General features: G+C 39.4%; 10 protein-coding genes and 1 pseudogene. 6 read left to right on the top strand and 5 right to left on the bottom strand.

Going from position 1 to position 12,887, the window contains the following annotated elements; all coding sequences use genetic code 11:
- Window positions 1–1,988: catalase/peroxidase HPI (katG, locus tag A2003_RS08300; RefSeq protein WP_286687140.1), on the bottom strand; the 1,988-nt coding region annotated here is incomplete at its 3' end.
- 534 nt (window positions 1,989–2,522) lie between these two features.
- On the opposite strand from katG, the pseudogene A2003_RS08295 reads away from it, so the two are divergent.
- Window positions 2,523–2,981 (top strand): annotated as a pseudogene (locus A2003_RS08295) (hypothetical protein).
- 117 nt (window positions 2,982–3,098) lie between these two features.
- Here the strand turns inward: A2003_RS08295 and ptsP are convergent.
- Window positions 3,099–5,393: a phosphoenolpyruvate--protein phosphotransferase gene (gene ptsP, locus A2003_RS08290; RefSeq protein ID WP_004957663.1), complete on the bottom strand. Its 2,295-nt coding sequence runs from the start codon at window positions 5,391–5,393 to the stop codon at window positions 3,099–3,101.
- Between the two features lie 92 nt (window positions 5,394–5,485).
- Window positions 5,486–5,962: an RNA pyrophosphohydrolase gene (locus A2003_RS08285; protein ID WP_004876647.1), complete on the bottom strand. Its 477-nt coding sequence runs from the start codon at window positions 5,960–5,962 to the stop codon at window positions 5,486–5,488.
- Window positions 5,963–6,145: 183 nt separating this feature from the next.
- Here A2003_RS08285 and A2003_RS08280 point away from each other — a divergent pair, with 183 nt between their 5' ends.
- The 4 genes from A2003_RS08280 (at window position 6,146) to A2003_RS08265 (ending at window position 10,014) form a co-directional block, all read left to right on the top strand.
- Entirely contained in the window at window positions 6,146–6,796 is a 651-nt protein-coding gene (locus A2003_RS08280) for an HAD family hydrolase (protein ID WP_286687139.1), read from the top strand.
- A gap of 150 nt (window positions 6,797–6,946) precedes the next feature.
- Window positions 6,947–8,386 (top strand): DUF2252 domain-containing protein, encoded by a 1,440-nt coding sequence (locus A2003_RS08275; RefSeq protein ID WP_286687138.1) that lies wholly within the window; start codon window positions 6,947–6,949, stop codon window positions 8,384–8,386.
- 53 nt (window positions 8,387–8,439) lie between these two features.
- Window positions 8,440–9,186, top strand: a complete 747-nt coding sequence (locus tag A2003_RS08270; RefSeq protein ID WP_126131650.1) for a sporulation protein — start codon at window positions 8,440–8,442, stop codon at window positions 9,184–9,186.
- Window positions 9,187–9,258: 72 nt separating this feature from the next.
- Window positions 9,259–10,014 carry a UCP032817 domain-containing protein gene (locus A2003_RS08265; RefSeq protein WP_286687137.1) on the top strand — a complete coding sequence of 252 codons (756 nt, stop codon included), beginning with the start codon at window positions 9,259–9,261 and terminating at the stop codon, window positions 10,012–10,014.
- A 2-nt stretch (window positions 10,015–10,016) separates the two neighbouring features.
- Here the strand turns inward: A2003_RS08265 and A2003_RS08260 are convergent, their stop codons facing one another.
- Entirely contained in the window at window positions 10,017–10,880 is an 864-nt protein-coding gene (locus A2003_RS08260; protein ID WP_004916621.1) for a LysR family transcriptional regulator, read from the bottom strand.
- 51 nt (window positions 10,881–10,931) lie between these two features.
- Window positions 10,932–11,138, bottom strand: coding sequence for a DUF2061 domain-containing protein (locus tag A2003_RS08255; RefSeq protein ID WP_017397277.1), 207 nt, complete (start codon window positions 11,136–11,138; stop codon window positions 10,932–10,934).
- A gap of 318 nt (window positions 11,139–11,456) precedes the next feature.
- Between A2003_RS08255 and leuC the strand changes: the two genes are divergently transcribed.
- Window positions 11,457–12,875: a 3-isopropylmalate dehydratase large subunit gene (leuC, locus tag A2003_RS08250; protein ID WP_004957685.1), complete on the top strand. Its 1,419-nt coding sequence runs from the start codon at window positions 11,457–11,459 to the stop codon at window positions 12,873–12,875.
- Window positions 12,876–12,887 lie beyond the last annotated feature (12 nt).

Here is a 12,887-nt window from a genome sequence, read left to right as displayed (position 1 = left end):
CAGTTGTATTTCATGTCTGTCAAATTCACAAAAAAGTCATTGCTCAGAACACCTACTCGATCGGTCAATACACCTTGAGGATTATCGCCATAATTTGCACCTAACACACGCATACCACCGATCAATACGGTCATTTCAGGTGCTGTTAAACCTAAGAGTTGAGCCTGATCTAACAACAACTCTTCAGGCGTTACATCATAGTGTTGTTTCTGCCAATTACGGAAACCATCATGCAATGGTTCTAATGGCTCAAAAGAGTAAACATCAGTTTGTTCAGCTGTCGCATCGCCACGACCTGCAGCGAATGGTACAGTGATGTTGACACCTGCTTTATGAGCGGCTTGTTCGACCGCAGCAGTACCACCAAGTACGATCAGATCTGCAAGGCTCACTTTTTTAGCCAAACTCGCTTGAATTGACTCTAAAACTGAAAGGACTCTTTGTAAACGTTCTGGTTCGTTAGCTACCCAATCTTTCTGCGGAGCTAAACGGATACGTGCACCATTTGCACCACCACGGAAGTCCGAACCACGATAGGTACGCGCGCTGTCCCATGCTGTTGTAATAAGATCTGAAGCAGAGAGCCCACTTGCAAGTAACTTCGCTTTAAGTTCTGCAATTTCACTATCTGTCAAAGTGTAATCCACTGTTGGGATAGGATCTTGCCAAATTAAATCTTCTTGTGGAACATCAGGTCCTAAATAACGGCTTTTTGGCCCCATATCACGGTGGGTTAACTTAAACCATGCACGAGAGAATACTTCAGCCAAATAAGCTGGATCGCGATAGAAACGTTCAGAAATTTTACGATATTCTGGATCAATTTTGAGTGCCATATCGGCATCAGTCATGATCGGGTTTCGGCGAATATTCGGATTGTGGGCATCAACAGGTTTATCTTCTTCTTTAATATTAATCGGTTCCCATTGATGAGCACCTGCAGGGCTTTTACGAAGTTCCCAATCATAGGTAAATAATAAATAGAAGAATTCATTGTCCCATTTGGTTGGATGTGTTGTCCAAGCGCCTTCGATTCCACTGACCATGGTATTTGCACCATTACCCGTACCTTCAGAGTTGTGCCAACCTAAACCTTGGAACTCGACATCAGCGCCTTCAACATCAGCACCTAGATTTTCTGCTTTACCATTACCGTGTGCTTTACCAACAGTATGACCACCAGCTGTTAATGCGACTGTTTCTTCATCATCCATTCCCATACGGTCAAATGTGGTGCGCATATCTTGAGCTGTTTTCAGTGGATCAGGTACACCATCAACACCTTCAGGATTTACGTAAATTAAACCCATTTGTACAGCTGCAAGTGGATTCTCTAATGAAGTACGATCTTGATCATTTTCATAACGATTTTTGGTTGCATCCAACCATTTTTTCTCGCTTCCCCAGTACACGTCTTTTTCAGGTGCCCAAATGTCGACGCGACCACCAGCAAAACCAAAAGTTTTCAACCCAGCAACTTCATAAGCTACTGTACCAGCTAGTACGATTAAATCGCCCCATGAGATTTTGTTGCCATATTTACGTTTAATTGGCCAAAGCAAACGGCGACCTTTATCTGTGTTGACATTGTCTGGCCAGCTATTAAGAGGAGCAAAACGTTGATTACCTGTGTTCGCTCCACCGCGACCATCCTGTTTACGATAGCTACCTGCAAGATGCCAAGCGGTACGAACCATCATGCCAACATAACTGCCCCAATCGGCTGGCCACCAGTCTTGACTGGTATTAATCAATTCACGTAAGTCTTGTTTAACGGCTTCTAGATCAAGTTCAGAAAATGCTTTTGCGTAATCGAAATCAGGATCCATGGGATCAGTTTTCTTATCATGTTGATGCAAAATGTCGAGGTTTAGTGCATTTGGCCACCATGCCATTGGTCCACCATGAACCTCGGTATTACCACCATGAATGACAGGACATTGTCCTGAAGTCGTTGTATTTGATTGTACTTTATTGTCTTGGCTCATGATCTTTCTCCAGCAAAGTGACCTGTGAGCGAAGTCACTTTTACTATTTACCGTTCAAAATGATGAATGCTTTAAAGATCCTTTACACAAATTGGGTATCGATCTGGGTGATGCCTAAATTTGATTGCATATGAATCAATTCACACTCTTTGTACTTTTACTCTAGGTTTGTGAAACCTTTTTTTCCAATGGATTAAAGTTGATGTCTTAAATGCTTTATTCGATTGAAGCTGATTAAATCTTAAACTTGAAATGCCGAAGTGTAGAGATGATATTTGTTATTTTTTTATAAAAATCATTTAAAAATAGATATTTACAATTTCTGTTTTTTAGGGAGAGTAGATATAGTTTATCTAAAGTTCATAATTATAAATCGCTTTAAATCCATCAATGCATAACAATTTTCATGTAGTAGTTCTGTAAATTTTGCTCAATGCATCGAGTTTCTTAGACTCTGTTGATGGTCTGTAAGCAAACGGGATTTGGCAAAATTTTATGTTATTTTCGGATAAATGAAATGATTGGGAATAGCAAATGAAGAAAGTTGCGTTTGGTGTTGGTTTAACAATAACTATTCTAACGGGATGTGTTTCATCTCCTCAAAGTCAGGAGCGGTAAGCAAGCAATTCAAATTTACTCTCAGTTGAGTTTGTTGGGAATAGTTCATATAAAGTCCCACAACAACAAGGTACAGTGCGTTTGTATGCTTTAGAAAAACGTATGGCTGATGCACCTGCCACTTTGATTCAAGACAAAAAGGTTCAGGTTTCGCAGATTCCGTTTACGGTTGAATTTGCTATTCCTCAGAAGCATCGTGAGCTTATTCAACCCGCTGTGAAGGACAATACAGAGCTCACTTATTATTTTACTTGGGAAGCTGACGCAGCTAATCCAGTGACTAAAGATACAATTATGATTGATTACGATCGACAGTTTCCACGCGTAAGCTTGGGTGCAGGTAAACAACAAGTACTTTTACGTGATCGCCAATAATAGTGAATCTTCTGAATAGGAACATAGGGATATGTTTTGAAGCGTTTAACTATTTTATTCTTTCAAAGAAAAAGGATGATCCAATCAGATCATCCTTTTTGTTTTTTGTGTATTGATTTAAGCATTCAACATACGATTTGATTTCACCATGTCAGCTAAACCATGTGTTCTGAAATAATGTTCTAACCAACTTTTTACAATCAGTGGATTATTCATTTTCAGTACTTCATCCAAAAGTTGTTTGGCATCGCTCATTGGAACATGACAAATTGCTTTTCGAACACGCAAGATATTACTTGAACTCATTGAAAGCGTATTAAAGCCCATCGCCATCAATAAAATCGCAGATAAAGGATCACCTGCCATTTCACCGCACACACTGACGGGTTTTTGATGGATGTGGCAGTCTTCAACTAAACGACTTAATGCACGCAAAACTGATGGATGAAAATGCGAATAAACGTTTGCAACATGAGGGTTGTTTCGATCGACTGCAAGTAAGTACTGGGTCAAATCGTTAGAACCGACAGAGAAGAAATCAACTAGCTCGGCAAATTCACTGATTTGAAAGAGGACGCTTGGTACTTCGACCATAATCCCGATTTTTGGTCGAGTGATTTTAACTTGTTCTTCTTCTTGAACCGCAATCCAATCACGTTCCAATAAATAAAGAACTTCCTCAACTTCACTGACACTTGTCACCATCGGCAATAAAATATGTAAGTTATTTAGACCAATACTCGCTTTTAACATCGCGCGAATCTGTGCAGAGAAAATCTCAGGATGGTCTAAGGTAAAACGCAAACCACGCCAACCTAAAGCTGAGTTTTCTTCTTCAATGCTGAAATAAGGCAAGTCTTTATCCGCACCAATATCGAGGGTACGCATAATCACTGGCTTATTTGCAAAGTGGCTTAGCTGTTGACGATAGATAGCACGTTGTTCTTCTTCACCTGGAAAGCGCTCACGAAGCATAAAAGGAATTTCACTACGGTATAGTCCGACACCTTTTGCACCACGTTGCACACCACGGACAACATCAATCATCAAACCTGTGTTGACGAATAGAGGAATTGATACACCATCAGGGGTAATTGCATCCTTGGTTTCATATTGCTTTAAGTCTTTCGCAATTTGTTCTTCTTCTTTTTGGACTTCTTTATATCGTTGGCGCAATCGACGTGGCGGATTAACGAAAACTCGACCTTGATAAGCATCGACGATCATTTCAATGTCATCAAGTGTGGTGATTGGTAATTCAGTGACGCCAACAACTGTTGGAATACCAAGCGCACGAGCCACGATCACCATATGTGAATTGGCAGCACCTTCAGAAGTAACGATTGCCGCAATATTATCAACAGGTAATTCAACCAGAGCAGCCGTACTGATTTCTTCACCAATCAGGATGCTGTCAGGGCTTAGCTCTCGATGACTCGAATCGGCTTCTTGCAAACATGCCAAAATTCGACGACCTAAGTCTTTTAAATCTGAAACACGTTCACGCAGATAGTCATCTTCCATTTGCGCAAACAACGCAATATGTTTATCAATAACTTTACGGACAGCACCTTGTGCCCAACTTCCTGCTCGAATGTGGTCTTTAATTTCACTTGGTAATGCATTTTCATCTAACATTCTCAAGAACACACTAAATAAAGCACGTTCTTCAGACATGAGTGAGTCTTGCATTTTTTCATCTAAGGATTGAATTTCCTTACGTACAGAGGCAATCGCTTGATCAAGAAGTTCAAGCTCCTCACTAATATCTTCTGCTTCTCGATCTGGAATTACCGTAAGATCAGCAGGGGGGTAGAGCACAATTGCACGTCCTAGCGCGACACCGCCTGCACCTGAAACACCTTGGAACGTTTTGTATGTTGAGCCACTAGTAGGCTTACGGAAAACATCAATATTACCAACGGCATGTGCATGTGCAATTACGCCAGAAAGCTGAGCACAAAGCGTCACGAGGAATGATTCAGCTGCTTCACTAAAGTCTTGAGGTTCTTTATTTTGAACAACTAAAACGCCCATAACCTTACGGCGATACATGACTGGTACGCCAAGGAATGAGTTAAATAGCTCTTCACCTGTTTCAGGTAAATAAGCAAATCGGTCATGCTTAGGAGCATTGTCAAGGTTAACGATTTCTTCGCGTTGTCCAACTAAGCCGACCAGACCCTCACCAATATTTAATGAGACATGTCCAACTGCTTCAGGTTTAAGACCTTTTGAAGCCATCAACACATAGCGTTTATTACGTTCATCCAATAGGTAAATCGAGCAAACATCTACATGCATCGCCTCAGCCACATGGTTGACCATAATGTCCAAGGAGTCATGCAAACTGACGGACGCATTGATTTCTTGCACAATGCGTCTAAGCGTGTCGAGTTGCATGTTTGACATGGATGTTTACTCCAATTTATAAATCGTTATGAACCTAGTTATAACAGCTCTCTAGTCAAAAATCATTGCTTAAAGTGATGATTTATTGATGTTTAGCGTTGTGGTAGTTGCAAACACAACTCCATCATGGCTTTACGGTAAACATCACGTTTGAAATTCACCACTTGACCTAATGGATACCAATAACTCACCCATTGCCATTCATCAAATTCGGGTGGGTCGGATAGGTTTAACTGAATATGATGCGGCGATGCCGTTAACTTCAGTAAAAACCACTTTTGTTTTTGTCCAATACATACGGGATCTGAATCTGACCGAATGTACCGATGTGGCAAACGATAACGCAGCCAACCTTTAGTTTGCGCTATAATCTGGACGTGTTCGGGCAATAAGCCGACTTCTTCTCTCAGTTCACGATAAAGTGCCTGTTCAGGGGTTTCTCCAAACTGGATACCTCCTTGTGGAAATTGCCAAGCATTGTGACCAATGCGCTTTGCCCATAAGACTTGTCCGTCATCGTTTGCCAAAATGATCCCGACGTTGGGTCGGAAACCTTCTGAGTCGATCATTTGGCTACCTAAATTTTGTCTATATCGTTGACTTTGATCTCGGGGACAGTCACTCTTCACGTCCAACTCGAAAAAGGTCAAAGTAAAATGTTTAAAATTGCTATGATCTTAACGAATTTCTATCGACTAGCGGAGATAGATTTACATTTTTTTTCTTAATTTTCAGTTTAAACGAGAAATTCTATGCAATTGGCTTTGTTTGATTTAGATCATACCCTGTTAAATACTGACTCTGACCATTCTTGGGGTGAATTTTTGGTCAATGAAGGTTTGGTAGATCCAGTTCATCATCGTCAAATGAATGACAAATTCTATGAAGATTATAAAGCTGGACAACTTGATCCGATTGCCTACAATGAATTTGTATTCCAATTTTTAACTCAGCATGACAATACTTATTTAACTGAGTTACATCAGTTGTTTATGCAGAAAGTTATTCGTCCTAAAATGCGCCCTAAAGGTTTTGATGCAATCAAAAAACATCAAGATTTAGGACATGCGATTGTCGGGATAACTGCGACAAGTGATTTTATTACTGCACCGATTTTTCGTGAATTTGGTATTACTGAAATTATTGCGACAAATGCTGAAGTTGTAGACGGGAAATATACCGGTAAAGTGACTGGAATTCCTTGTTATCAAAAAGGCAAGCTTGCACGTTTGGATCAGTGGTTGGCTGGGCGAACAGTAGCTGACTCATGGGCATATTCTGATTCGATTAATGATCGGTTCTTACTTGAGTATGCAACTCATGCAATTGCGGTAAATCCTGATGACCGCTTAGAAAAATTGGCAAAAGAACAGGATTGGGACATTCAAGACTGGTCGATTTAAGTTTCTGAATTTAGTTGTTTAAAAATAGACGTTGTAATGACGTCTATTTTTTTATTTTTGATAAAGATGATATTGAATAAAAACATTGAATTAAGCTGGTATCAAGATTATAAGAATATAAAATTTTACTTAAAAAATGATGAGGGGATAATGCCAAAAACACCACAAATTAAATTACCAAAACAACTTTGGAATGATGAAACGATTGATTTGACACGTCATAGTTATCAGGGGAAATTACTCAATAAAAGCGAAGGCTTTAAATTAGGTAAAGCTCAACGGAAAAAAATTCCACGCGAACAACTATCACAATTATCTGAACGCCCAAAGGGAACAACAGCACTCACGATTTATGATTGGAGCAATCAAGGACGTTTAGAATTGCTTAAACCAATTCGTGCAAAACGTATGAGCGTTTCACCATTTACCTTTTATCGTGGTATGCCTTCCTTGATGTTATTTGATCAAGCTTGGGAGCAGTCGAACTCTGGCTTATTTCAACAGATTTGTGGCGATTGTCATTTGAGTAATTTTGGTGGCTTTGCTAGTCCAGAGCGTAACTTATTATTTGGTATTAATGATTTTGATGAGACTTTGGTTGCGCCATTTGAATGGGATTTAAAACGTTTAGCCACTAGCTTTGTGATTGCTGCACGTGATATTGATCTAGCAGATAAAGTAGGATTAAAAGCAATTAAAACAATGCTGAACAGCTACCGTCACCATCTACTGGAAAATACGGAACTTTCACCATTACAAGTGTGGTACGAAAAAGTTGATGCCAGTACCTTGTTAGAAAATACTGAATGTCGAAAGCTAAGAAAAAAGCGTGCGAAGCATCTTGATTCTGCACAAAAAAGAAATGCATATTCTGTTTTGCCTAAGCTCACGCAAAAAGATGAAGATACAGGATTCCGCCATTTCGTGGATGATGCGCCATTATTATGGCATCCAAATTCAGATGAACCATTTAGCAAAGATGTAGATATCTTCTTCAAACAATATCGTGAATCTTTGAAATATGATCGCCAAGTGCTCTTTGATCGTTATCAACGCACTGATGTAGCGTTGAAGGTAGTCGGAGTCGGAAGTGTTGGGACACGATCAGCTATCGCATTATTCCAGGATGCGGATCGTGAACCATTAATTTTACAAATGAAAGAAGCCAATCCTTCTATTCTTAGTCCGTTATTTTTGGACAAAGTGATACATGAGGGTGAGCGTGTAGTGCATGGTCAGCAACTCATGCAAGCGGCTAGTGATATTTTCCTAGGTTTCTCTTCAACACTTGATCAACATTTCCATGTACGCCAATTACGCGATATGAAAATTTCAGTTGATCTGAGTGATATGGATGATGAATATTTTTATGAATATGCTGAAAGTTGTGGTTTGGCTTTAGCTCATGCTCACGCTAAGGCTGGAAATGCTGATGTATTGATGGGATATCTCGGTGAGGGTGGTACGATTGTAGAGGTATTGCAATCGTATGCAGAAGCTTATGCAGAACGCAATCTAAATGACTATCAGCAATTTATGAATGAAGTTGCTGATGGTAAGATTCAGCTCGCTGGAGATGATGCGCTGTAACAATAAGTATGCTGCTACAGATGATATGAAATAATTCGAAAGGTTAGTGAAAAATGTTTAATAAAATTATGTCTGGTTTGGGTCTTCAAGGCGTGACTGTAGAAACACGTTTACAGAATCCAAACTTGCAAGCAGGTGAGACACTGCATGGGGAAATTAGTTTCAAAGGGGGATCTTCTGATAAAGAAATTAATGGTCTTTATTTACAATTGATGACGATGGCAGAAGTAGAATCTGGTGATCATGAGTTTAATCAACCTTTGATTTTACAAGAATGGTTAGTGAATTCGAGATTCTTATTACCTGCACATCAGGCTCATTCTTTCCCATTTAGTATCCAATTGCCTTTTGAAACACCAATTACAGAAGTTGCATGTCGTAGAAATGGTGCGCGAGTTTGGATTCAGACTCATATGGATGTTGATTGGGGCTTAGATGCCACTGATCGTGATTATCTAAAAGTATTGCCAACAGCAGCAATGCAAAGCTTTTTACAAGCGATGCAACAGTGTGGTTTTGTTTTATCTACTGTTGATGTCGAAAAAGGACAGCTTACAGCTCGAAACTTTAGATCGACAATTGGCTGCTATCAGGAGTTAGAGTTTGTATCCTCACATATGTTTAGTGGCTTTAATGAGGTAGAAGTTTCATTCGTCGCTGAAGCACAGCAAACCCATATCATGTTAGAAATTGATCGTACATTCCGTTCAGATCAATTATTGACGATGACGATTTCAAATCAAAACCTTGATGTGAATCAAATCACACAGCAAATTCGCCGTTTATTACAGATTGCATAATCAAGTTAAAAGCCTCCCATTTGGGAGGTTTTTTGTCATATAACTGTCATCTTTTCTTCTTAAGATAAAACTATGAAAATAAAAATAAATCAGGAAGAAAATACTTCCCCTACGCTTGATGCGTTACTGAAACTAGATCGACAACAACAACACTTAAAAATACGATGGATTATATTGCCCATCTTGATTGTTCTACTGATGTTTAGTTGGCAACAACATCTGTTTACAGCTTGGGTGATTTTGCCGAGTATATGGATGCTGCTGGTCTTTAACCATTTACTGATCATTCGAAGCAGAAGACAAAAACTACAAAAGATTCAAGAGATAAAACTTGACCCTGTTTTTATGCGATCGTTACAACAACGCTACCCGCATATTAGTTTAAAGCAACGTCGCCTGATTGAGGCAGGATTTAAAGATTATCTAGCTCTGCATGCAATTCAACAGCAAGCATATGCAATGCCTTCAAACGCAGTCGATGCCTTATGGCATGAGATGTTGGAATATCCTGATCAATATAGAAAATTATGCATTCAGACTATTGGCCGAGAGTTGAATCATCATCCTTATGGTGCTGAGACTCAACCAGAGCAACAAGCGAAGCAATTATTTGAAGCATGGAAATATAGTTGTATGTTGCATGGATATAATCCTAGAAACACGACGCAAATGCCTCGATTATTTGTAATTGACCAAGCTTTGAATTGGGAGCATGGACAACACTTTGATTTGGATAAAATGACTAAAGATTATGCAAAATATTTACAAGAACAGTCGTCCTCATTATCGAGTTGTGGAAGTAGTTGTAGCAGTTGTGGTGGGGATTAAATTTAATCGTTTTTCATCAGTTGAATCAGCTCTTCAGCAGCTCTAGATTGAATCCGTGCAGGATGCCAAACCATACCGAGTTGACGATTCATTTTTAAATTTAAATCGAGTTGTTTTAAATCTTCGTTTAGAAAAGTTTTAGGCAAAACCGACCAACCCAAACCTATTGACACAAGCATCCTGATAGATTCTAAAGGGTTGTTACTCATGGTTATTTTTGGTTTTAGACCATTCTTTTCAAACTCTGACAACGTAATTTGACTCGTATAAGTTTGTGCCGCAGGCAAAAGACTAGGGTAGGCGATCAAATCTTCAAGATTAAGTTGAGTTTGTTTTGCCAAAGGATGAAAAGGTGCGCTCACAAATACTAAGGGGTCATTCCAAATAGTCACGTAGCTGAGTCGATCATCACCTGCTGGGGGTAACGTTAAAAAGGCAAGTTCTAACTCTCCTGCAAGGACTTGTTCATGTGCTTGTTCAGAGTCGACAAAATGCACATCCAAAGTGACTTGAGGAAAAAGTTGAACAAATTTCTTAAGTGGTTCAGCGAGATGATGTAGACCAATATGATGGCTAGTGCCAATTTTAAGGCGACCTTGCACCTGAGTCTGTTCATGGCTAAGTGTGTGGTGAATCTCACCTAATTCATTTAACCATGTTTTTACTTTTGGAAGTAATGAATGTGCAGCATGTGTTGGTTGAATACCACGACCTGCTGACTCAAATAATTTTACGCCAAAGTAATCTTCTAAACTATGAATACGTTTAGTGACAGCAGGTTGAGTGATAAATAATAATTCTGCAGCGATTGAAATAGAACCTGTTTCCATCACTTTCACAAATGCTTCAAAAGCAGCAAGATTCATATTGGCTTTCCATAAGGCGTTTAAATTCGTTGTGTCTGCAACGGATAGGTTCTAGAAACGACTCCATACTTTTTCATGGAAGAAAAATGCAAAGGCTTGCACTGTTGGCTCAAGCAAACTGAGCGTTGCTGCCATGATCAAATTGCCTGTCACTAGATATGCCACCATCATAGCAACAGTGATGTGCATGATGTAGTAACTCAAGGTTTTTTTTAAAGTTCGTTGGTTATTTATCACGAATTTTTGAATATTTGCCATCTGAGTCACCATTTTAAATCTTAATTATTTAAATAATAATCATTATCATTTGTATTGTAAAAAAGAATTTTTAGCTTGTCGTTATTGGATTTATAAATGAATCAACGATAAGTCTTCATCTGACTGCTAGTTTCTAGTTTTTTATAGAATTCAAGCTTATATTTCATTTGAAATCCGGAATCATTTGAAAGAGTTTTTATTCCTAAAAGTTTGCTAATTTATAAAAATGATAAATTAGATTTATGTGAAACAGTTGTTATAATCAAGCTAAGATTACAAATACCCAGTCCTATGGCAAGCACTACGGAGAGCGAAGACATGGCAGGCAAAACATTATATGACAAATTATGGGATGATCATTTAGTCACTGAGCGTGATGATGGATCTTGTTTAATTTACATTGATCGTCATTTATTACATGAAGTGACTAGTCCACAAGCATTTGAAGGTTTACAGCTTGCAGGACGTCAACCATGGCGTTTAAGTGCCAATGTTGCAACACCTGACCACAATGTACCGACCTCTAAAAAAGAGCGTGAACAAGGCATTGCAGGGATTGAAGATGATACTTCTCGTATCCAAGTTCAAACCTTAGATGATAACTGTAAGACCTTTAATATCGTTGAATTTGGTATTAATGATATCCGTCAAGGTATCGCACATGTTGTTGGTCCAGAACAAGGTTTAACATTACCTGGTATGACTGTTGTGTGTGGTGATTCTCACACGGCTACGCATGGTGCATTCGGTTGTTTAGCACATGGTATCGGAACATCTGAAGTTGAGCATGTTTTAGCGACTCAATGCTTGGTACAGAAAAAATCGAAGAATATGCTTGTTCGTGTCGATGGTGTATTAGGTAAAGGTGTCACTCCAAAAGACGTGGTTTTAGCGATTATTGGTAAAATCGGTACAGCGGGTGGCACAGGTTACGCAATCGAATTTGGCGGTCAAGTATTCCGTGATATGTCGATTGAAGGTCGTATGACTGTTTGTAATATGGCGATCGAGGCTGGCGCACGCGTGGGTATGGTAGCTGTAGATGATAAAACCATTGAATATGTAAAAGGTCGTAACTACGCACCTCAAGCAGAGCAATGGGATCAAGCAGTTGCATACTGGAATACTTTGCATTCTGATGCAGATGCAGTGTTTGATGCTGTTGTTGAGTTAAACGGTGCAGAAATTGAACCGCAAGTGTCTTGGGGAACTTCACCAGAAATGGTGATTCCTGTATCACAAGCAGTACCGACTTTAGAGCAAGCTAAAGATGACGTGCAACGTAATGATTGGACACGTGCATATCAATATATGGGCTTAAATGCAGGTCAAGCATTGGCAGATATCCAATTAGATCGAGTGTTTATTGGTTCTTGTACAAACTCACGTATCGAAGATATTCGTGCGGCTGCTGAAGTTGTCAAAGGTCGTAAAGTTGCTGCTAGCATTAAACAGGCGATGATTGTTCCTGGATCTGGCTTAGTCAAACAACAAGCAGAACAAGAAGGTTTAGATCAGATTTTCTTGGAAGCAGGTTTTGAATGGCGTGAACCAGGTTGCTCGATGTGCTTAGCGATGAATGCTGATAAATTGCAACCAGGTGAACATTGTGCATCGACTTCAAATCGTAATTTTGAAGGTCGTCAAGGTAATGGTGGACGTACTCATTTGGTTAGTCCAGCAATGGCAGCAGCGGCAGCAATTGCAGGTCATTTTGTTGATGTTCGTTCATTCTAAAGGAGCTAAATT

It is taken from the genome of Acinetobacter sp. GWC1_38_13 (assembly GCF_001767535.1).
GTDB lineage: Bacteria > Pseudomonadota > Gammaproteobacteria > Pseudomonadales > Moraxellaceae > Acinetobacter > Acinetobacter junii.
This window is presented reverse-complemented; position numbering and strand designations above follow the sequence as displayed.